Source organism: Alloalcanivorax profundimaris (assembly GCF_015265435.1).
In the GTDB taxonomy this organism is placed as follows: domain Bacteria; phylum Pseudomonadota; class Gammaproteobacteria; order Pseudomonadales; family Alcanivoracaceae; genus Alloalcanivorax; species Alloalcanivorax profundimaris.
Genome location: NZ_JABJWH010000035.1, coordinates 1 through 19872, shown reverse-complemented (window position 1 = coordinate 19872; position 19872 = coordinate 1). Strand labels below are relative to the sequence as shown.

Sequence of the window (19872 nt, the reverse complement as noted above, 5' to 3'; positions counted from 1 at the left end):
ATAAAAAGCGCGTTCGCTCCATTCCGAGCACTCGGACAGGTGAATGCACGACAACGTTTTTAAATGCCCCGGTAGCTCAGTTGGATAGAGCGAGCGCCTCCTAAGCGCTAGGCCGCAGGTTCGACTCCTGCTCGGGGCGCCATTTCCCTCGCCTCCAGCCGCGTTTTTGACGTAACGTTTCCCCTGATCATGCATCCATAGGGCGTGAAAGCAGTCCCTACCCCGAGGAGCGCGCCATGAAGGACACCCGGCCCCTGCTGCTGCGCAGCCACACCGATTTTCCCCGCTTGCGCCGGCGCCGCACCCGCATTCTGCAGGTGAACCTGGGCTACCTGTGCAACCTGAGCTGCGTGCACTGCCATGTGAACGCCGGCCCCACCCGCACCGAGCTGATGAGCCGGGAGATCGTGGACCAGGTGATCGCGGTGCTCGACCAGGGCGAGGTGCGGGTGCTGGATCTCACCGGCGGCGCCCCGGAGATGAACCCGCACTTCCGCGATCTGGTGCGCGCCGCCCGGGCCCGGGGCGTCACCGTGATCGACCGCTGCAACCTGACCATCGTGCTCGAGGAAGGCTACCAGGACCTGCCCGAATTTCTGGCCGGGCAGGGCGTGCGGATCGTGGCGTCCCTGCCGTGCTACCTGGAGGACAACGTCAACCAGCAGCGTGGCAAGGGCGTTTATCAAGGCAGCATCGAGGCGATCCGCCGGCTCAACGCCGCCGGCTACGGCGACAGCGAGGCGCTGCCGCTGGACCTGGTCTACAACCCGGTGGGCGCCCATCTGCCGCCGCCCCAGGCGGCCCTGGAGGCGGATTACAAGCGCGAGCTGGGCGAGCGCTTCGGCATCCGCTTCAACCACCTGCTGACCATCACCAACATGCCGATCAGCCGTTTCGGCGCGGTGCTGCTGGCCCAGGACCGCTTCAACGATTACATGCAACTGCTGCGCGACAGCCACAATGACGCTAACCTGGACGCGGTGATGTGCCGCGATACCCTGAGCGTGGACTATCGCGGCTATCTCTACGATTGCGATTTCAACCAGATGCTGGATCTGCCCCAGGGTGGCGGCGAGCGCCACCCGCACCTCGAGGAGTTGCTGGCGGCGGATAAGGACGGCGAAGGCATCTATGTGGCCGACCATTGCTTCGGCTGCACCGCCGGCGCCGGCAGCAGTTGCGGAGGAGCGCTGGAATGAGTCTGAGCGTGGTGATCCCGGTGCTTGATGAAGCCAAGTGCCTGGAGCCGTTCCTGGACGGATTGCGAGAGCGCCTGGCGGATGGCGACGAAATCATCGTGGTGGACGGCGGCAGCCAGGACGGTAGCCCGCTGATCGCTCGCCAATACGCCGACGTGGTGCTGCACTGCGACCGTGGCCGGGCCCGCCAGATGAACCTGGGCGCCGAGCGCGCCAAGGGCGACTGGTTGTGGTTCCTGCACGCCGATTGCGGCCGGGTGAAACGGGGCCATCTGCGCGCCCTGCGAGCCCTGCCCGAGGACGCCCTCTGGGGCCGCTTCGACGTGCGCCTGTCCGGCGATCACCGCCTGTTTCCCATGATCGGCCACGCCATGAACCTGCGTTCTCGCTGGACCGGCATCGCCACCGGCGACCAGGGCATCTTCGTGCGCCGGGACCTGTTTCTGGAGCTGGGTGGCTTCCCGATGCAGCCGCTCATGGAGGACGTGGCGCTCAGCACCCGCCTGCGCGGCCGCGCCAAGCCGGTGTGCCTGCGCCCGCGTCTGGAGGCGGACAGCCGCCGCTGGGAAGAGAACGGCGTGCTGCGCACCACGCTGCTGATGTGGCAGCTGCGCTGGCGTTATTGGCGCGGCGAGGACCCGGCGCGCCTGCACCGGGATTATTACCGCCACCATTACTATCAGCGCTGAGGGCCGCATGAGCAGCGATACCCTGTTGATGGTGTTCGCCCGGGCGCCGCGCCTGGGCCAGGTGAAGACCCGGCTGGTGCCCGCCCTGGGCGAGCAGGGTGCTCTGGCCGTGCATCAGCGCCTGCTCGACCGCACCCTCACCGAGGCCGCGGCCTTCCCCGGTCCGGCGCGCCTGATGCTGGACCGGCCCGACCAGGCCCTGGCCCGCCGCGCCGCCACCTTGAATCTGTCCGTGGGGTATCAGGAGGGCGCGGACCTGGGCGAACGCATGGCCCGTGCCCTGGCCGCCGGCCTGGCGGATTACCCCCGCGCCCTGTTGGTGGGCTGCGATTGCCCGGTGCTCGATCAGGCCTACCTGGCTCTGGCGCAGGAGCGCCTGGAGCGTGGCCGCGTGGTGCTGGGCGCCAGCGAGGACGGCGGTTTCGTGCTGGTTGGCGGCCGCGACGCGGCGGTCTGGCGGGCGGACCGGTTCGCACGGGTGCGTCTGGGCGGCGGCTATGCCCTGGCGGACACCCTGGTGGCCCTCAACGACGAGAGCGGTGTGGAGGTGTTACCACCCCTGTGGGACGTGGATCGCCCCGAAGATGTGCGCAGAGCCCGGAATCTGGGCGTACTTCCCTGAAATCGTCTCACATTATGAGACGATTGCCGTGAGATACACGGTTGTCAGCCCTATACTCGAAGTTGCAGACTTGCCCCGGTCGCCATCGCGGTCCGGGAGCCCGAGGCCCAGCGTCCGGGTGTCGGCGCGGTTGGAAGAGGGCGCCATCTTCAACTCAAGGGAGTGATTCATGCAACAGCCACCGGTGCTGGATGAGACCGTGCTCGCGGAATTGCGCGAGGTAATGGGCAGCGACTTCGAGACCCTGGTGGAGTCCTACGGCCGCGACGGGGGTCTGCGCCTCGACGCGCTGCGTCAGGCGGCCGCCCAGGGCGACGCCGATCAAGCGCGCCAGCAGGCGCACAGTTTCAAGGGCAGTAGCAGTAATCTGGGCGCCCGGCGCGTGGCGGCGCTGTGTCTGGAGCTGGAGCAACTGGCCCGAACCGGTGACCTGAGCGCCTTGGCGGAACGCCTGGATCCCCTGGAAGACGCCTTCAACGAATCCTGTCGCTCACTGCGCGCGCTCACCGCGGTAGCCGGTTGATCCCCCGGCGCTGTCGACCGCCCAAAAAAAACCCCTCTTCCAAAGGGGGTGGAAGAGGGGGGGTTGTGAGCGCTATTTCTAGCGCCTTGGGGGGATACCTTGAATACTTCGAATGCTACAGGTCATGCACCGCCATGTGTTGTAAAAAGCGGTGAGCAATTGTAAAGGTTGACGATCTTGTAACGGGAGGCTGTTGCTGGATCCGCACTGGAATCGGTGTCCTGACCTTGGGCAGTGGCCATCGTTTGTAAGCCATATCTTACAAGACTGTAAGCATTTCTACCAATCTTCTGTCCTAGTATGCCTTCATTTCTTCAGGGCTCTATCGGTAAGTCATTGATGAGAAAGGGAAAGAGCCGGAGGGGCTGATTTTCGGGCGGAAAATTTTATAGATCTTTAACCCCCCGTAACGAAACGGGTTGCTATAGTGGCACCCGTGTTCAGGGATAAAGAGCACAAGGATTGGCTAAGGATGGCGGACACGGAAGTCCAGGTGAGCGCAATCGGGTAAGGACGACTCGACGCAAAAAGGGCGGCAGGATGCCGCCCTTTCTCATTTCTGGCCCGCCGGGCTCGTTTCAAGCCGCCGGCGTTTCAAGCCTCTGGCGCTGACGGTATTCCGGCCGGCGCGCCGCCCACCGGAACACTCGCGCCTGACTCACCATTCCTTGACGAGTTTCTCTCGCTTGTTGGCCACGCCATCCCATTCGTCGGCGTCGTCCGGCGAGTCCTTCATCTCGGTGATGTTCGGCCACTTCTCGGCCAGCTCGGCGTTGATTTCCAGAAAGTCCTGCTGATCATCCGGCAGCTCATCCTCGGAGAAGATGGCGTTCACCGGGCACTCCGGCTCGCACAGCGCGCAGTCGATGCACTCGTCCGGGTGAATGACCAGGAAGTTGGGGCCTTCATAGAAGCAATCCACCGGACATACTTCCACGCAGTCCGTGTGTTTGCAGTTGATGCAGTTTTCACCTACTACGAACGTCATTAGCCTGTCCTCGCCAGGTGTATTCTCGTCTCGTTCCGGGACGGCGCCGCATTTTAACAGACGCCGGTCGACTTGGGGGCGGCGCTAGTCTACCGGACTGCCAGCTTCAGGCAAGCGCCGCGACCCGCCCCTGTGCGCATATGGATATAACGCCGCCGCCGATCAACCGTGGATCAACCCCAGTAGGAGCGGCTTCAGCCGCGAAACCCACGTTTCCGCCCGGCCCTCACCCTTCCCCCAACGCCTTCAACGCGTACAACCGCTCCAACGCCTGCCGGGGCGTCAACTCGTCCGGGTCCAGCTCAGCCAATGCCTTCTCCACCGCGCTGGGCGCGCCGAACAGATCGGCCTGGGCCGGGGCCTCCGCCGCCGGCGCCACCGTCGGTCGCTCACCCTGTTCCAGCTCGGTGAGCTTCTGCGAAGCACGGTTGATCACCCCCGCCGGTACCCCCGCCAGCTGCGCCACCTGCAACCCGTAGCTGCGGCTCGCCGGCCCCTCCTGCACCCGGTGCAGGAAGACGATGCGGTTATTGTGCTCGCTGGCGGTGAGGTGGGCGTTGTACACCCCGGGCAACTGCTCCGGCAGCTGGGTCAGCTCGAAGTAATGGGTGGCGAACAGGGTGAATGCCTTGAGGTTGCGAGCCAGATGCTCCGCCGCCGCCCAGGCCAGGCTCAGGCCATCGAAGGTGCTGGTGCCCCGGCCGATCTCGTCCATCAGCACCAGGCTTTCCGGGGTGGCGTTGTTGAGGATGTTGGCGGTCTCCGACATTTCCACCATGAACGTGGACCGGCCGCCGGCCAGGTCGTCGGAGGAGCCGATGCGGGTAAAAATGCGGTCCAGCTTGCCGATCCGGGCGCTGGCCGCCGGCACCGCGCTGCCGATGTGGGCGAGCAGGGCGATCAGCGCGGTCTGGCGCATGTAGGTGGACTTACCGCCCATGTTCGGGCCGGTGATGATCACCATGCGGCGCTGGTCGTCCAGATGCAGGCTGTTGGGCACGAAGGCATCGTCCAGCACCTGCTCCACCACCGGGTGGCGGCCGTCCACGATCTCGATCTCGGCGTGCTCCACCAGATGCGGTGGCACCCAGTTCAGCGCCTCGGCGCGCTCCGCGAAGGCGGCCAGCACATCCAGCTCCGCCACCGCCGCGGCGCTGGCCTGCAGCGGGCCCAGGTCCGCCGCCAGGGTCTCGATTAACTGTTCGTAAAGCCGCTTCTCCAGGGTCAGCGCCTTGCTCGACGCGGACAGCGCCTTGTCCTCGAACTCCTTGAGCTCCGGAGTGATGAAGCGCTCCGCGTTCTTCAGGGTCTGGCGGCGCTGGTAATCGATCGGCGCGTTGTCCGCCTCCCGGCGGGACAGCTCGATGTAATAGCCATGCACCCGGTTGTACTTCACCCGCAACGTGGAGAAGCCGGTGCGCTCACGCTCCCGGGTCTCGATGTCCACCAGCACCTGGCCGGCGTTCTCGCTGATCGAGCGCAGCTCGTCCAGCTCCTCGCTGTAGCCCTCGGCGATCACGCCGCCGTCGCGGATCAGCATCGGCGGGTTCTCGATCACCGCCTTGTCCAGCAAGCCGGCCTGCTCCGGGAACTCGTTGAGCCGCTCGTGCAGGCCCTGGAACGCCTCGTCGTCGGGCAGGGCGGCGTGCAGCTCCGGCAGCGCCTCCAGGCTGGCGCGCAGGCGGGTCAAATCCCGCGGCCGCGCCGAACGCAACGCCACCCGGCCAAGAATCCGCTCCATGTCGCCGATCCGGTCCAGCACCTCGCGCACCGCCTCGAAGCGCCAGCCGTCGCGCAGCGCCGCCACCCGCCGCTGGCGCTCGCCGAGCACCGTGCGGTCACGCAACGGCCGGTGAATCCAGCGCTTGAGCAACCGCGCCCCCATGGCCGTCTCGGTGCTGTCCAGCACCCAGGCCAGGGTCGGCACCTCGTCGCCGTTCAAGGTCTCGGTGAGCTCCAGATTACGGCGCGTGGCCGCGTCCATGGCCACGCCGTCGTCGAACGCCTCCATGGCCAGGCCGGTGACATGGGGCAGGGCGCTGCGCTGGGTATCCCGGGCGTACTGCAGCAACGCCCCGGCCGCCGCCACCGACACCGCCGGCGGCTGCCCGAACCCGGACAGATCCTGCACCCCGAACTGCTGGCACAACTGACGCACCGCCGCCTCGCCGTCGAACTCCCACGGCGGACGCTTGCGGCACCCCGGCCGGTCCACCAGCGCCGACGGCAGACCATGGTCCTCGCACACCAGCAACTCCGCCGGCTGCCAGCGCTCCAACAACGCCTGCAACTGCTCCTGGCCTTCCACCCGGGTCACCACGAACCGGCCCGCCGCCACGTCCAGACTGGCCGCGCCCACCGCCGGCCCGTCCTCGAACAACGCGCACAGCAGCGTATCCCGCCGCTCCTCCAGCAACGCCTCGTCGCTCACCGTCCCCGGCGTCACGATGCGCACCACCTTGCGCTCCACCGGCCCCTTGGCCAGCGCCGGATCGCCGATCTGCTCGCAAATCACCACCGACTCGCCCAGCTTCACCAGCCGCGCCAGATAGCCCTCCGCCGCGTGATACGGAATCCCGGCCATGGGAATCGGCTTGCCATTGCTCTGCCCGCGCTGGGTCAGCGTGATGTCCAACAACCGCGCCGCCTTCTGCGCGTCGCCGAAAAACAGCTCATAGAAATCCCCCATCCGGTAGAACAACAACTGATCCGGATGCTCGGCCTTCAGGCCGAGATACTGCTTCATCATCGGGGTGTGGCCGGAAAGGTCGTCCATTGCCATAAGCGCGGTATCGCCTGTCTTCTGAAAAGAGTGGAGCGGCTCAAGGGCAGGGCGCGGGAACACTGGCTGTAGGAGCGGCTTCAGCCGCGATCCCACCCAAACGGAGCCAAGCGCGAAAGAATAGCAAACCCTTGCGCATGGCTCTATTGGCGGGCGCCGGGAGGATGGACAGAACCCCCTCAACCGCCTAGGGTATCACTAGGTATTACCTTTCGATACGAGGCCGCCATGGCAACCTCCATCAAGATTGACGACGAACTGAAAAGCCGCGTTCAGACCCTGGCCAGCAAGCGCCGCCGAACCCCCCACTGGATCATGCTCGAAGCGATCAGGCAATATGTGGCCCGCGAAGAGGCCCAGGAGAGCTTCAAACAGGAAGCCCTGGAGTCCTGGCGGTCCTACCGCGAGACGGGTCGCCACCTCACGGTCCAGGAAACCAACGAGTGGCTGGAATCCTGGGGAAGCGACGATAAGGCGCCGCCCGAGTGCCACGAGTAATCATCACCGAAGGGGCCGTGCGCGGGCTGGCACGGTGCCGGGCTTTCCTGGAAGCCGTGGAAGCTGGAGAATCGGCCGTCCGTGCCGGTCGGACCATCGCACGGCATCTGCGTATGTTGGAGACCGCCCCGGACATGGGCCGCCCCGATGACGAGATGCCGGAACTCCGGGAGTTGATGATTCCTTTCGGCAAAGCCGGTTATGTGGCGCTTTACCGCTACCGGCCCGGTGACGATGCGGTGTATGTGTTGGCTGTGCGTCATCAAAAGGAAGCGGGTTATTAGATCTCCGCTGGTGCTGCTAAAGAATTAAAAAGGGGACGTTATGGCCATACCCGACTTCCAATCCGTGATGCGGCCCCTGGAGTTTCTGGCATTCCATACCCACACCCCCACTCAGCCGAAGACGGAACCGGCGGACACCAACCTCAGCGACACCCCGGACGAGCAGCTTCAGCGGGCCCACGCCTCACTAATGGACTCCCTGGCCGACGAGCTGCTGGACACCATCACCGCGGCCACGCCGGCCTTCTTCGAGAAGCTGGTGGTCGATCTGATGCTGGCCATGGGCTATGGCGGCTCCCGGGAAGATGCCGGCCAGGCGACCTGCTACACCAGTGACGGCGGCGCTGGCCGGGCCAGCCACGAAACCGACGACAGGCATGTGCCCGCCGCTGCGATAAAGTGTGGATGCCTATCTTGATACCCTGGCCGCGCAGGGCCTGGTGGTGGCCGTGGACAGGTTGCGGGATTACCGGGATTTTATTTAACTAGCCCGGCATAAGCGCCCACTGCTCCACCTCATCCCGGTTAAGAACCACCACCTGCTGTGCCTCCGGTGACCGTTGATCCGCCGGCGCATCCACCCGCAGTTGCTGCAGCAGATAGCTCACCAGAGCTCCGCGGGTCTCAAGGCGCAGCTCTCCCTGTTCCATGCCGTAATCCCGCTGGATCAGCGCCTGTTGTGGCTCTGATAAACGGGGATCGGGCCCCAGGCGCACAACCACCCGGGTCCGCCAGGCCTCGTCGTCTTCCGCCCGCATGGTGGCGGTGGTCACCAGTTCGGGCTGGTCGCCGATGCGGCTGAGCACGAAATCCCGGAAATCCCCGTTCTTCTCGCACCAGGCCCGCACATGCCAGCGATAGCCGGTATGGACCACTGTGTGCGGCTGGATCACCCGGTACTCGGGTTCCGGGTTGGCCAATGAGGCGTACTCAATCTCCACCCGCTTGCGCTCCCGGCAGGCTTGTAGCACCGGCTGAAGTACCTCGGGGCGCAGATCCCGGGCCGGCGGCAGCAGCACCTCGGTGTTCAGCTCACGCACCGTCAGCGCCTCGAACGAGCTGGCCAGGTCCTCCCGGGCGTGCATCATCTGCAGGTACTCGTCCGCCACGCCCCGGGTAAACACCGGCCGGAAACCCGGCGTGGGCCGATACCCCTTGAGGAAGCGGTCGTACACAAGATTGTCGGGCCCGTAATCGGCCAGATAGGTATTGATGTCCTTGCTGGCCTGCTGCCGGCCGATGCCGAAGGCGCGCATCAGGTGGTTGGTGGTGAGGCGGCCTTCCCAGAGGGCGACCACCTCGATCAGTCGATAGCGCAGCAACAGATCCCAACGTACCGGCCATTCCCCAGCGCTTTTGCGGCTAACACGAGCCATGACGCTCTCCTGCCTGAAAAGTGGACATGTTCATGTAGCCAGTATAGTCATGTCTTTGATGAAGGCATAGAGTGCGAGATGTCACGGATCGACCACTGGGCAGGGATGCCACCCTGGACTCGAGGCCGATGAGGCACGTTGCGACAGGTAATGTCGTGGGAACGCAGCAAGATGGCCAGCGGACAAGGCCAGCAAAAATAGGGAAAGAGCAATGAGAGACTATAACGCCATCCGGGAGCCGGTGGTTCTATGGGCCAGTGAACATTACCAGATCATCCAAAACACGGGGTCGTCGCTAAGCGACGAGGGCCTGGCCCTGGCGAGAAGGGTTAGGGTGCTCGAGCCGGAGCGGATCAGGGTGCTGCTGGTCGATGAGATTCCGATCCACAACGACCCTCTTGTTGCCGGCCTGGCCAAAAGCGCGGGCATGCTGGATGGGACGATAGAAGGGATGACATTCGGGCACTCGATTTACATTGCCCGGGGACGCGAATCGGCACGCTTGTATTCCCACGAGTTTCGCCACGTCTACCAGTACGAAACCTACGGATCAATCCCGGCTTTTATGGACGAGTATCTGCCTCAGGTGTTGACGCTGGGCTACGGTAAGGCGCCGTTGGAGCTGGATGCCCAGGCGTTCGAAATTGAGAGAGTATGAATGCCCACTATCCTGGCTCCACGATTCTCGTCTCAATGACAATCTGAGCGGCATTCTCCTTTCGGAATGCACTCAAGCTGTCTTTTAACGATCCTCACGAGTATGCCATAGGCGCAGGATATAAACCGTGCCGTTGGCGATCTCGTAGCGCATTTCGTAATGGCCGATGAGGAGGCGTCGCACCACCCTGGGCTGGAACCCCTCGAGTCGCTCGCCGAGGCGAGGATTCTCCAACAGGGCTGCCGGCGCCTCGGTCAGTTGCTGGATGGTTTGGGCCGCCGCGAGCGGATTGACCGCCGCCAGAAACTCATAAAGCCTGACCACGTCGGACAGGGCTTTGCTGGTCCACTTCAGTTCCATCAGCGCGGTACGGGCAGGGGGGAGTCCGTGCTCAGGCTCTCGGCCCACTCGCGGACCGCTTGATGGTCGATCACATGGCCAGCGTCCACATCGGCCAGGGCTTCGCGGGTCAGTCGGTCGCGCTCTTCTTCCTGGTCAAGCCAGTCGGCCAGGGCTTGCCTGACGATCCAGTTCTTGGAGCGCTCCAGGCGCGTGGCGATCTCATCGATCCGGTCGGCCAGTTCCACGGGCACGTGAGCCGTCACCGAGCGTGTATTGGCAGTCGTTGACATAAGGGGCACCTCCAATCGTGGATAAGCAATCTGATTTTCTATTAATCGATATTAATCATCAGGGTGCCTGTTGTCCATGAACCCGCCAAATGCGGACGCCCGGACTCTCCTGCCTGAAAAGGTGACATGTTCATGTAGTCAGTATGGTCATGTCTATAGTGAGGGCATAGAGTGAGAGATGTTACGGACCGACACCAGGGGCACGGACGCCCATCCCCGATAAGGAAGGCGAGTTATGTACGACATCATCGGCGACATTCATGGCCATGCCGGGCCGCTCAAGCGGCTTCTGGACCGGCTCGGCTACCGCGAGACAAACGGCGTCTGGCGTCATTCCCACCGCACGGCCCTGTTCCTAGGCGATTATATCGACCGTGGACCGGAGCAAGTGGAGGTGGTGCGGGTGGTGCGCGCCATGGTCGATGCCGGCTCGGCCCTGGCGATCATGGGCAACCATGAGTTCAACGCCGTGGCCTGGGCCACGCCGCACCCGTCGCATCCAGGAGAGCATCTTCGGCCCCATACTGCCAAAAACCGGCACCAGCACCACGCGTTCCTCGAGCAGGTGGGGGAGGGCTCGCCGCTCCACCAGGAAGTAATCGATTGGTGCCGAACCCTTCCTCTGTACCTGGACCTGCCGGAACTGCGTGCCGTGCACGCCTGTTGGCACCCGGTGCACATAACGACGCTCTCCCGGGAACTGGACGATCGACAGCGCCTGCCCGCCGACGCCTGGGGGCGCGCCGCCACCGAAGGCAACGCCCTGTTCGACGCGGTGGAAACGACCCTCAAGGGGCAGGAAATCGAACTGCCGGACGGCGCCGGCTTTCACGACAAGGACGGCCACCATCGTCGGCATGTTCGCACCCGCTGGTGGCAATCCACACCGGCGACTTACCGGAGCGTGGCGCTGATCCCGGACAGCGCCCGCGCCACCGTCCCCAGCCAGCCCCTGCCAGATGGCCTCCTGCCTGGCTATCAGGGCGACAAGCCGGTTTTTGTCGGCCACTACTGGCTCAGCGGCACGCCCGCGCCGCTGTCCGAGCGCGTCGCCTGCTTGGATTACAGCATTGCCGCCAGGCTAGGAGGGCGTTTGGCCGCCTACCGCTGGGATGGCCGGCATCCCCTACATGCAGGCGCCTTTGAATGGGTAACCCATGACTGAATCATCGCGACTCGCCAGTCTGGCACGGCCTCGAGAGTGTGATAAGGTTCACGGTATAAGACCGGGAAGAGCCGGCTAGGGATGGGGGACATGGAGAGAACGTTCGAAGGGTTGAAGGCGCGTCAACGCGCCGAGCGGGATGGCTACCCGGAGAATCTGAGCTTGCGCGTGCATCGCGCGCTCAGCTGGCTCGACCGCGCCGAACGGGACGATGACCCGGACAGCTGCTTCATCTTCCTGTGGATCGCCTTCAACGCCGCCTACGCCACGGAAATCGACGACCGCGTTCACCTCAACGAACAGGCCACCTTCAACGCCTTCCTGGAAAAGCTCTGCGAGCTGGATGGCGAAAAGCGCCTCGATGGCCTGGTGTGGAGCGCCTACCCGAACGCCATCCGCGTGCTGCTGGACAACCCCTATGTGTTCTCCTGCTTCTGGGACCACCAGAAAGGTGTCCTGACCGAAGCACAGTGGAAGCGCAGCTTTGATGGCGCGAAGAAGGCGGCCCACACCGCTCTGGCTCGGCAGAAGACCCCAGCCGTGCTCTCTATCGTCTTCAGCCGCATCTATACCCTGCGTAATCAGATCATCCACGGTGGCGCCACCTGGAACGGCCGCGTTAACCGCGACCAGATCCGCGACTGCGTGGCGATTCTGGCGGATCTGGTGCCGGTGGTGATTGAAATCATGATGGATAACCCCCGTACGCTCTGGGGCGCGGCGAGTTATCCGGTGGTTTGAGATGAAGGATGATGGATACGGGTTGCTCTAAGTCGGTATGGCGTCAGGCGAGGTGCCCAAGGCTGGTTTGGTCATGAATACCGCGATTCTTCAACAAGCAGAACAACTGTTCCGGGCAGGTCGCCGGCAGGCCGCTGTGGACATGCTCGAAGAGCATATGCACTCCTGCCCCGCCGATCGCCAGGCGGCAACTGTGCTGGGTCGCATATACGTGAACCTCCGCCAGCCTGAGAGGGCAGCGTACTGGTTGCGACTTTCGCTTCAAATGGACCGCCAGGGTGTGTTGCGCGCACGCGGCTCGGAACAGCCGCTGGATGAGCCTCTGGGGGTCGACGAGCTCGATCATATCCATGCCAGCACTGACACCCCTGCCGAATTCGACTTCGCTCACGAATATGGTTTCGATACCAGCCTGTCAGATCAGGTTGATACCCCCAAGGAGCCGAGGAGAGAGACAGATCCGGCGCCCAGCGGGCTACCCCTAATTACCGCTGACGATGATGGGGCAGCGTCAGAAGACGGAGCGGATTTTACAGAGGAAGACCTGGCTTTTTTGGGCGCCTGTGAAGATAGCCACAGTGGCGATCAGGAGGTGCTACCTAAAACCACGGCAGATCCGCTGGAAGGTAATTACGATTCATACCCCTCGAGCGAAGGCGGCGCGTTGCTGGACGATGAAGACCTGGACGAGCTCCCCCCCGCTCTTGAGGATGCTGCTCAGGCGGACGAAGACACGGACTGGGTAATACATACCCTCAGTTTCGATCCGCTGGATACCTCTGAAGAGGACACACTCGAAGAGCTTCCGGTGAGTGCCGCAGTGGTTAGCGACTACCGCAAGGCGCGGCAGGTCGCCGCTGAGCTCGCCACGGAGGCTGGCTGGTCACTCGATGATTTGGCGAAGCTGGTTGAGGTGCTGCTCCATCATCGCAGCCATGGCAAGACCCGCGTGGCCCTGCGTCAGTTGCTGCAGGATGAAGCGGTCACTCCAGATGAGTTGACCATAATGCATGACTTGCGGCTTCAGTGGGGTGGAGGGGGGTACAACCGTTGTTTTCGCAGCGGAAAGGCGGAGGATGGCTGGCCGAACGTCTCCTGGCAGCTCGCTCTGCGCCTTCTGCGTGAGCTGCAGGCGGACTCTGCCGAGGAAATTCTGCTGTTTGTGGAAGATTGCTTTCAGCAATGGAATGACTCGCCCCGGATGCTGAACGCGTTTCCTATATTTGCTTATTACCTGAACAATGTTATCGAACACATGCGTCGTATTGCCGAAAACTGTGGTGAGCGTATGCCGCCCTACGTTGATTTCGACCTGTTCCCTGACTATGAGGGCGATTACGACAGCTGGCGACTGGGAGGGTCTCGTTTCCCCTTTGGCTATAGCATTGATACGGTCATCCCGGAAAGTGAGTGGTTGTGATCATGATTACACCAGTTCTCGATGCCTTCGTTCGGCTGAAAACGGATACTGCGGGCCAGTCGCCGGGTTTGGTGCGGTCTGTTGGCGAGCAGGGAAGTGAAAAGGTCAAGGTATATTGGCCAAGAAAGAAAAACACCAGCTGGCACCGGGCCGACGAATTGACTTCCGGTTTCCTTGCCAAAATGGAAGTGTTGCATGAGCCAGTGAGCCGAGCACAGCAGTCGTTGGGCTGGGGCGTCGTGGTGGCCACCCGCGACGTGGCCGGATTCGCTCAGGTCCTCGTTGAGTTTCCGGACGCAGGCGAGCGGCGCTGGCTACCCTGGCAGCGCTTGCGCATGGTGCGGGGGATCGCTCACGCTTTCAACACTGTCCGCTTCGAGCAGGGTGATGCCGCTGAACGCCAGCGGCTACGCCTTCTCGCCTGGGCAACCCGCTTGTGGAATGAAAATACAGGCGCGCTCGCCACCTTCGATATTGACCCTTTGCCGCACCAGATACACCTGGTCCACCACATACTGGCTTCCGGGCAATATAACTGGCTGATCGCGGATGACGTCGGCCTCGGCAAGACCATTGAGGTCGGTTTGCTTCTGTCGGCCTTACGGCAGCGGGACGAGGCTCGCCGGGTATTGATCATTACCCCGGCCGGTCTAACCCGCCAGTGGCAGGAGGAAATGTCTGGAAAGTTCGGTCTGGATGAGTTTCGTATTTACGGCGATGACTTTCTTATCAATGAGCCCCGTCACTGGAAAATGTACGACAACGTGATTGGCTCCATGGACCGCCTAAAGCAGGAAAAACACCTAGAATCCCTACTGCAGGCAGAGTCTTGGGATCTGGTCATTGTCGATGAAGCCCATCGCCTCTCGCGCCGTCAATATGGTAATAAACTCGATGCCAGCCAACGCTATGACATGCTGGAAAAACTGCGTCAACACACTGAATCAGTGCTGCTCCTGTCAGCGACCCCGCACCAGGGTAAGCAGGACAGCTTCGTCGGGCTGCTGGAGTTGTTGCACCCGGAACGCAAGGAAGAGTTTGATACCCTCTCCCTCAACCCCGAGATAATCGGCGAAATGGTGTTCCGCAACTACAAAGCGGATGTCACCGATATGGAGGGCAAGTTCATTTTCCATGGCAAAACCGTGAAGCAGATCGAGGTGCCACTCTCCGAGCAGGCGCGGGCCTTTGATGAAAATCTGCGTGGCTACCTGCGCCGTGGCTATGCGGCAGAAGCAGCAGATGGTCGAACCACCAGCCGCGCTATTGGCTTTGTGATGACCGTATACAGGAAACTGGCCGCCTCCAGCGTGGCAGCTATCCATACCGCGTTGCTTCGGCGTCAGGCGCGCTTGCGAGGCGAACTGCTGGAACAACGTCGCCGCGAGGAGGACGAGCGTTACCAGGGCGAACTGGAGGAGCTGGAAGTCGAACTGACTCAGGCCACCCCCTTCTTCGACGGCGAGGAGGAGCTTTTGCAGGACCTCATCGATGAGGCCGGGGCCCTGGCCGAGCATGACATCAAGCTTCAGGCCTTTATGGACGGCCTTGTGAGCACTGTCCTGAGCCAGAACTCGTCGGAAAAGATCCTGATCTTCACCGAGTACCGCAGCACCCAGGCCTGGGTGCAAGAGGCACTTAAGCAGCGCTTTGGTGAGCAAGCTAGTGTGCTCATCCACGGCGGCATGGCTATGGATGAGCGCCGGGAGGCGATTACCAGTTTTGAGGAAGAAGCAGGCGCTCAGTTCCTGGTTTCCACCGAAGCGGGCGGCGAAGGCATCAACCTCCAAGAGCGCTGCCACATCATGGTCAACTATGACCTGCCCTGGAACCCGATGCGTCTGGTGCAGCGTATCGGTCGCCTGTACCGCTATGGCCAGAAGAACCGCGTCGTGGTCTTTAATGTTCACCAGTCTGACAGCGCCGATGAACAGATTCTCGATATCCTCTATAAGCGGCTGGACAGAGTGGCTGAAGACATGGCTACGGTCCAGCGCCACGAATTCAACGAAGCCATGAAGGAAGATATTCTCGGCGAACTCGCCGACTTGGTGGATATTGAAGAGGTGCTGGCCACCGCCAGTCGCGAGCGTGTAGAGCGTACCGCCGAGCGTATCGATGAAGCACTGGGTCGTGCCCGCGATGCGGCCGGCAAGCAGCAGGAACTGTTCCAGCATGCCGCGGGCTTTGACCCTGAGGAAACCCGTGGTGAGCTGGCAATCACCGTTGTTCACCTGCAGGCCTTTGTCGAAGGCATGGCGAACCTGTTGGGCATCGACATCGTCGAGCGCACACACAAGAACCTGGTGTGGGACCTGCGCTTGCCCGAGGCACTACGCGAAAGCTTCGATGTCAGCAAGACCCGCTGGAAAATCACTTTCGACCGCATGCTGGCGGCGCGCAACCAGGATTGGATGCCGATCAATATGGATAACTGGTTCTTCCGCCATTTGCTGGACATCGCGGTGCGCTACGACTTTGGCGGCACGGCGGCACTGACCGACGGCCTGCAGGGGCGGGCGCTGTTTGCCGGCGTAGCCCGCTGGCAAAATGATCGCGGCCGCCGTGCGCGCCAGGAGCTCGCCCTGATCAGCATTGACAGCGAGCGGGCGCATCTCAACCCCGCCTGGGCGAGTGATTGGCTGGTGACAGCCCGCAGCTCGATAAAGGGCCAGATCCCCGACAAACAGGAGGCAACTGCCGCTTTCGAGCTTGCTGCTGCCCGTCTTGAAAAGATGCTGGCCAACCAGGCTGGCAGAACACTTTTGCCCGACCAGCCTCAGTGGCTGGCCGGCGGCTGGCAGACAACTGTCCAGCAAAGCCCACAGACAAACGCATCACAGGAACCACCCGATGAGCAATATTGAACATATCAAGGCCGCCATTCTTGCCCAGTTGCCGGAGGACGGCACTCAGATGGGCAACCGGAAGATGCAGACCCAGTTGTTGATTGTGGATGAGCTGAAGCTCAGCGAAGAGGACTATCGTCGCGCCTGTGAAGAACTGGTGGCAGAAGGGCAGATAGCCAGAGGACGCGGCCGTGGTGGTGCGATTCGTCTAGCGGAAGGAAATGCAGAGGGTGGCAACAAGTCAGGAGCTGCTCCGGCAGGTAGTCGCGGCAAGAAGAAAAAGCAGCGTAACGCTGCTGGCGCTGCCAGTGCCGACCCCCCGAGTATCGGCGACGCAGCGGGCCGCTATGGCAATTACCGTCACGATGCCGCCGCTATCAGCCGCCCGGATGTGGGCGTTCAGGCGCAGTTCAACGCACGGCGCGAGCCAAAGAGCTACCGTTATGACTCCAGCTTAGCTCCGGAGCTGTGTTGGGACGAAAACACCGAACGCGACTTTGTCGAATGGCTTTTGAGCCTGATCTCGGAAGCCGCCGAGAAAGGAGAGGCCGAGGTGTTTTCCGAGGAGCATGTCTGGAAGGGTACCGGTGATCGCTTTGCCAGCCTTAGCCAGTGTGTCGCCCGGCTGAAAAGCCTCACACAGCCATTTCTGAACTGGGCCGGCAAGGCAGAGAGGCAGCAGATCAGCGTGCCAACGGTGCCGCTGTTTGTGCACGAGCGTCATTCCACCGAGACCATTCTAAAAACGCTGGAATCCCATCGCGCCACCGGCACCAACCTGGACCTGTTTGGCGATGAAAACGAAAAGGATATTGCCGACCGGCTCGATGCTTACTCCCATACCGAGGAGTGGCAGAATCGGCTTGTCCTCGGTGACTCCCTGCAGGTGATGAATTCTCTGCTTGAGTATGAAGGGCTAGGTGGCCAAGTGCAGATGATTTACTTCGATCCGCCCTATGGGGTCAAGTTCGGCTCAAATTTTCAGCCTTTCGTGCGTAAGCGTGATGTCAAACACGGTAAGGATGAAGAGCTGATTCGCGAGCCGGAGATGGTCAAGGCCTACCGTGATACGTGGGAGCTGGGGCTACATTCTTACCTAAGCTATTTGCGAGACCGGCTTTTGCTGGCGCGGGAGCTGCTGACCGAGAGCGGGAGTGTCTTCGTGCAGATTTCAGATGAGAATGTTCATCATGTTAGGGAGTTAATGGATGAAGTATTTTCAGAATACAATTTCGTTTCCCAAATTTTCTTTCAAAAAACCTCAGGATTTGAAACAAAAACGATAGCCACAGTCGGTGACTACATACTTTGGTATGCAAAAGAGAAATCTAAACTAAAAGTAAATAAGATTTACAAACCAAAAGAAATTGAACTTGGTGAGGGCAATGCTAAATGGATAATTTTACCTGACGGCTCTTACCGAGGAGTAAGCAAGGCAGAGGCTAGGGGCGAACAACCTCTTCCGGCCCACGCTAAGCTTTATAACCCTGCAGATATTCAGTCTCAGGGAGCAGCTAAAGAGCCGCAGCCCTTTGAAATGGAAGGCCGTACGTTTAAGCCCAACAATAACTCACATTGGAAGGCTAATTACCCTGATGGAATGGAAAGGTTAAAACGCGCAGGCAGGATACATGTCGCAAGAAATAGTTTGCAGTATAGACGATTCTCAGATGATTTTCCGTTTTCTGAGTATTCGCATATATGGACGGATACTCAACTAAGTAGTTTTGGCGATGAGAAGCTTTATGTGGTTCAGACACTTCCCAAGGTGATTGCAAGATGTATGCACTTAGCAAGTGACCCGGGAGACCTTGTTTTTGACCCCACCTGCGGCTCTGGCACCACCGCCTATGTCGCTGAACAATGGGGACGCCGCTGGATCACCTGCGATACCTCCCGTGTGCCGCTGGCGTTAGCCCGGCAGCGGCTTCTGGCCGCCACCTTCCCATGGTACGAATTAAAAGAGCTAAAGCGGGGGCCGGCCGGCGGCTTCGTTTACCAGCGCAAGCAAAACCGCAATGGAGAAGAAGTTGGCGGTCTGGTGCCTCGCATCACGCTGAAATCCATTGCCAATAACGAGGATCCTGAGACCGTTACACTGGTTGATAGGCCCGAAGTGAAAAATGGTATCACTCGTGTTTGTGGCCCGTTTACAGTAGAGGCCACCATCCAGGCTGCCCATTCACTGGTTGCTCAGGCTGAGAGTCAAGCCTCCGAGCAGGCCGCTGGTTACGATGCGCGCACCTATCTCGATCGCATGATCGAGATCGTGCGTCGCAGCAAGAATCTGAACCTACCCGGTAACCGGGTACTGAAACTGGACGGCGTCCGGCCGGTGGAGAGTGAGCACCTGCATGCCGAGGCGGTGGATGAGAGCGGTAAGCGTGTGGCGCTGATGTTTGGTCCGGAAGATGGCGCCATCCATTCCCAGCAAGTGTTCGATGGCGCCAGTGAGGCCTATTTTCTCAGGGTAAGCGGATTAAATGGTTGATCTTACCTTTGCATGAGAGTGAGACAGACCGGCATCTCATCGGATTATCTGGTTGATGCTTCACCTACTGCTGGTGCATGTTTCCTTCGCTAATTCCAGCAAGAACCCCACACGCCTCAACTTCCCGGTCATCGTTGCAACTCGCTCTCAGTGAAACGAGTTGTTTCTCAAGCGCTTGCAGAGCGGTTATCTGCGACCGCACATGAGAGATGTGATCATCGAGCAAGGCGTTGACGGCGGTACAAGGCTGATGAGGGTCGTCCTGATAGCTCTGTAGTTCGTGAATCTCAGCCAGTGACAGGCCCAGGATTCTGCAGCGACGGATGAAGGCCAGCCCCTCACCATGCTTCTCGGTATAGACACGGTAACCGTTGTCCTGCCGATCAGGCGGCGGCAACAAGCCCTGCTGTTCATAGAAGCGGATCGTCTGTGTTTCGACCCCTACCAACTGCGCCAACTGACCAATGCGCATCAGCCTCCTCCCCAACGGATTCTTTACTCTATTGACCTTATAGTAGCTTTATAGTTTTAAATGGTACCACAACATTGTTCAAGTGGAGTCGTATCATGAGCAAATCCTGTGGTGGCGCCTGTGGCGGTGATGCAACGTCCGCAGCGGATACCGATATACAGGCCTCCTCCGAGGCGCCAGGGAGATGGGTCAGTGTTTATGCCGTGCCGAAGATGGACTGTCCATCAGAAGAACGAATGATTCGCCTAGCCCTGAACGGCTTTGAGGAGATTCGGGCGCTGTCCTTCGACTTGTCGAACCGCCGGCTGAAGGTCGTGCATGACGGCGAGGTCGAGCCCGTCACCTCGAAACTGAAGACCTTGGGGCTAGGCGCCTCGCTTCAGGAAACCGTCGCTGCAAATCCGGAGACCATCAAGGCCGCCGAGTTTTCGGCAGCTTCTGCTAAGCAAGAATCCGGGACCCTGCGCTGGTTGCTCGGCATCA

Annotated in this window: 19 protein-coding genes, 1 tRNA gene and 1 pseudogene; 15 read left to right on the top strand and 6 right to left on the bottom strand. The window is 61.2% G+C overall.

Features of this window, described 5'->3' with window-relative positions:
- Positions 1-65 precede the first annotated feature (65 nt).
- The 5 genes from HMJ39_RS14475 (at position 66) to HMJ39_RS14455 (ending at position 3033) form a co-directional block, all read left to right on the top strand.
- Positions 66-142: transfer RNA gene (locus tag HMJ39_RS14475), tRNA-Arg, on the top strand.
- Between the two features lie 94 nt (positions 143-236).
- Positions 237-1199, top strand: coding sequence for an arsenosugar biosynthesis radical SAM (seleno)protein ArsS (gene arsS, locus HMJ39_RS14470; RefSeq protein WP_194297839.1), 963 nt, complete (start codon positions 237-239; stop codon positions 1197-1199).
- Positions 1196-1888, top strand: a complete 693-nt coding sequence (locus tag HMJ39_RS14465; RefSeq protein WP_161384472.1) for a TIGR04283 family arsenosugar biosynthesis glycosyltransferase — start codon at positions 1196-1198, stop codon at positions 1886-1888. The genes arsS and HMJ39_RS14465 overlap by 4 nt, the downstream gene beginning before the upstream one ends.
- Positions 1889-1895: 7 nt before the next feature.
- Positions 1896-2510 (top strand): TIGR04282 family arsenosugar biosynthesis glycosyltransferase, encoded by a 615-nt coding sequence (locus tag HMJ39_RS14460; protein WP_161384471.1) that lies wholly within the window; start codon positions 1896-1898, stop codon positions 2508-2510.
- A 169-nt stretch (positions 2511-2679) separates the two neighbouring features.
- Positions 2680-3033 carry an Hpt domain-containing protein gene (locus HMJ39_RS14455; protein WP_194297838.1) on the top strand — a complete coding sequence of 118 codons (354 nt, stop codon included), beginning with the start codon at positions 2680-2682 and terminating at the stop codon, positions 3031-3033.
- Between the two features lie 658 nt (positions 3034-3691).
- Here HMJ39_RS14455 and fdxA read toward each other — a convergent pair.
- Both fdxA and mutS read right to left on the bottom strand, forming a co-directional pair.
- Positions 3692-4021, bottom strand: coding sequence for a ferredoxin FdxA (fdxA, locus tag HMJ39_RS14450; protein ID WP_161384470.1), 330 nt, complete (start codon positions 4019-4021; stop codon positions 3692-3694).
- A gap of 226 nt (positions 4022-4247) precedes the next feature.
- Positions 4248-6803, bottom strand: coding sequence for a DNA mismatch repair protein MutS (gene mutS / locus HMJ39_RS14445; protein ID WP_228462388.1), 2556 nt, complete (start codon positions 6801-6803; stop codon positions 4248-4250).
- A gap of 228 nt (positions 6804-7031) precedes the next feature.
- Here mutS and HMJ39_RS14440 point away from each other — a divergent pair, with 228 nt between their 5' ends.
- Genes HMJ39_RS14440 through HMJ39_RS14430 form a run of 3 tightly spaced genes read left to right on the top strand, consistent with a single transcriptional unit; the run spans position 7032 to position 8003 of the window.
- Positions 7032-7301 (top strand): CopG family ribbon-helix-helix protein, encoded by a 270-nt coding sequence (locus HMJ39_RS14440; RefSeq protein ID WP_194297837.1) that lies wholly within the window; start codon positions 7032-7034, stop codon positions 7299-7301.
- Positions 7289-7585: a type II toxin-antitoxin system RelE/ParE family toxin gene (locus tag HMJ39_RS14435; RefSeq protein ID WP_194297836.1), complete on the top strand. Its 297-nt coding sequence runs from the start codon at positions 7289-7291 to the stop codon at positions 7583-7585. The genes HMJ39_RS14440 and HMJ39_RS14435 overlap by 13 nt, the downstream gene beginning before the upstream one ends.
- Before the next feature lie 40 nt (positions 7586-7625).
- Positions 7626-8003, top strand: a complete 378-nt coding sequence (locus tag HMJ39_RS14430) for a hypothetical protein (protein ID WP_161384467.1) — start codon at positions 7626-7628, stop codon at positions 8001-8003.
- 67 nt (positions 8004-8070) lie between these two features.
- Here HMJ39_RS14430 and HMJ39_RS14425 read toward each other — a convergent pair whose 3' ends face one another.
- Positions 8071-8961, bottom strand: a complete 891-nt coding sequence (locus HMJ39_RS14425; protein ID WP_194297835.1) for a helix-turn-helix transcriptional regulator — start codon at positions 8959-8961, stop codon at positions 8071-8073.
- Positions 8962-9172: 211 nt separating this feature from the next.
- Here HMJ39_RS14425 and HMJ39_RS14420 point away from each other — a divergent pair, with 211 nt between their 5' ends.
- Positions 9173-9619: a hypothetical protein gene (locus tag HMJ39_RS14420; protein ID WP_194297834.1), complete on the top strand. Its 447-nt coding sequence runs from the start codon at positions 9173-9175 to the stop codon at positions 9617-9619.
- An 84-nt stretch (positions 9620-9703) separates the two neighbouring features.
- Here HMJ39_RS14420 and HMJ39_RS14415 read toward each other — a convergent pair whose 3' ends face one another.
- Both HMJ39_RS14415 and HMJ39_RS14410 read right to left on the bottom strand, forming a co-directional pair.
- On the bottom strand, positions 9704-9979 hold the full coding sequence (locus HMJ39_RS14415; protein WP_194297833.1) for a type II toxin-antitoxin system RelE/ParE family toxin: 276 nt from the start codon (positions 9977-9979) through the stop codon (positions 9704-9706).
- Complete coding sequence (locus HMJ39_RS14410) at positions 9979-10251, bottom strand: CopG family ribbon-helix-helix protein (protein ID WP_161384463.1); 273 nt, start codon at positions 10249-10251, stop codon at positions 9979-9981. Before HMJ39_RS14410 ends, HMJ39_RS14415 begins: the two co-directional genes overlap by 1 nt.
- A 235-nt stretch (positions 10252-10486) precedes the next feature.
- Here HMJ39_RS14410 and HMJ39_RS14405 point away from each other — a divergent pair, with 235 nt between their 5' ends.
- The 5 genes from HMJ39_RS14405 to HMJ39_RS14385 all read left to right on the top strand — a co-directional run bounded on the left by HMJ39_RS14405 (position 10487) and on the right by HMJ39_RS14385 (position 18917).
- The gene (locus HMJ39_RS14405; protein ID WP_194297832.1) at positions 10487-11416 is read left to right on the top strand and encodes a metallophosphoesterase; all 930 of its coding nucleotides are present in this window, start codon (positions 10487-10489) and stop codon (positions 11414-11416) included.
- A 90-nt stretch (positions 11417-11506) separates the two neighbouring features.
- On the top strand, positions 11507-12157 hold the full coding sequence (locus tag HMJ39_RS14400; RefSeq protein ID WP_194297831.1) for a HEPN domain-containing protein: 651 nt from the start codon (positions 11507-11509) through the stop codon (positions 12155-12157).
- Positions 12158-12230: 73 nt separating this feature from the next.
- Positions 12231-13577 (top strand): tetratricopeptide repeat protein, encoded by a 1347-nt coding sequence (locus HMJ39_RS14395; protein WP_194297830.1) that lies wholly within the window; start codon positions 12231-12233, stop codon positions 13575-13577.
- Entirely contained in the window at positions 13568-16444 is a 2877-nt protein-coding gene (locus tag HMJ39_RS14390) for a helicase-related protein (RefSeq protein ID WP_256245168.1), read from the top strand. The genes HMJ39_RS14395 and HMJ39_RS14390 overlap by 10 nt, the downstream gene beginning before the upstream one ends.
- Entirely contained in the window at positions 16431-18917 is a 2487-nt protein-coding gene (locus HMJ39_RS14385; RefSeq protein WP_194297829.1) for a site-specific DNA-methyltransferase, read from the top strand. The genes HMJ39_RS14390 and HMJ39_RS14385 overlap by 14 nt, the downstream gene beginning before the upstream one ends.
- A 64-nt stretch (positions 18918-18981) precedes the next feature.
- Here the strand turns inward: HMJ39_RS14385 and cadR are convergent, their stop codons facing one another.
- Positions 18982-19389: a Cd(II)/Pb(II)-responsive transcriptional regulator gene (gene cadR, locus HMJ39_RS14380; protein WP_004364961.1), complete on the bottom strand. Its 408-nt coding sequence runs from the start codon at positions 19387-19389 to the stop codon at positions 18982-18984.
- A 95-nt stretch (positions 19390-19484) separates the two neighbouring features.
- Between cadR and HMJ39_RS14375 the strand changes: the two are divergent.
- Positions 19485-19872, top strand: a pseudogene (locus HMJ39_RS14375) (cation transporter); the annotation flags it as partial.

Coding starts and splice junctions, on each gene's coding strand:
- HMJ39_RS14460 (WP_161384471.1), top strand. CDS start 1,896: ATGAGCAGCGATACCCTGTTGATGGTGTTCGCCCGGGCGCCGCGCCTG.
- fdxA (WP_161384470.1), bottom strand. CDS start 4,021: ATGACGTTCGTAGTAGGTGAAAACTGCATCAACTGCAAACACACGGAC.
- HMJ39_RS14415 (WP_194297833.1), bottom strand. CDS start 9,979: ATGGAACTGAAGTGGACCAGCAAAGCCCTGTCCGACGTGGTCAGGCTT.
- HMJ39_RS14405 (WP_194297832.1), top strand. CDS start 10,487: ATGTACGACATCATCGGCGACATTCATGGCCATGCCGGGCCGCTCAAG.
- cadR (WP_004364961.1), bottom strand. CDS start 19,389: ATGCGCATTGGTCAGTTGGCGCAGTTGGTAGGGGTCGAAACACAGACG.
- mutS (WP_228462388.1), bottom strand. CDS start 6,803: ATGGCAATGGACGACCTTTCCGGCCACACCCCGATGATGAAGCAGTAT.
- HMJ39_RS14425 (WP_194297835.1), bottom strand. CDS start 8,961: ATGGCTCGTGTTAGCCGCAAAAGCGCTGGGGAATGGCCGGTACGTTGG.
- HMJ39_RS14400 (WP_194297831.1), top strand. CDS start 11,507: ATGGAGAGAACGTTCGAAGGGTTGAAGGCGCGTCAACGCGCCGAGCGG.
- arsS (WP_194297839.1), top strand. CDS start 237: ATGAAGGACACCCGGCCCCTGCTGCTGCGCAGCCACACCGATTTTCCC.
- HMJ39_RS14420 (WP_194297834.1), top strand. CDS start 9,173: ATGAGAGACTATAACGCCATCCGGGAGCCGGTGGTTCTATGGGCCAGT.
- HMJ39_RS14430 (WP_161384467.1), top strand. CDS start 7,626: ATGGCCATACCCGACTTCCAATCCGTGATGCGGCCCCTGGAGTTTCTG.
- HMJ39_RS14465 (WP_161384472.1), top strand. CDS start 1,196: ATGAGTCTGAGCGTGGTGATCCCGGTGCTTGATGAAGCCAAGTGCCTG.
- HMJ39_RS14410 (WP_161384463.1), bottom strand. CDS start 10,251: ATGTCAACGACTGCCAATACACGCTCGGTGACGGCTCACGTGCCCGTG.
- HMJ39_RS14385 (WP_194297829.1), top strand. CDS start 16,431: ATGAGCAATATTGAACATATCAAGGCCGCCATTCTTGCCCAGTTGCCG.
- HMJ39_RS14440 (WP_194297837.1), top strand. CDS start 7,032: ATGGCAACCTCCATCAAGATTGACGACGAACTGAAAAGCCGCGTTCAG.
- HMJ39_RS14455 (WP_194297838.1), top strand. CDS start 2,680: ATGCAACAGCCACCGGTGCTGGATGAGACCGTGCTCGCGGAATTGCGC.
- HMJ39_RS14395 (WP_194297830.1), top strand. CDS start 12,231: ATGAATACCGCGATTCTTCAACAAGCAGAACAACTGTTCCGGGCAGGT.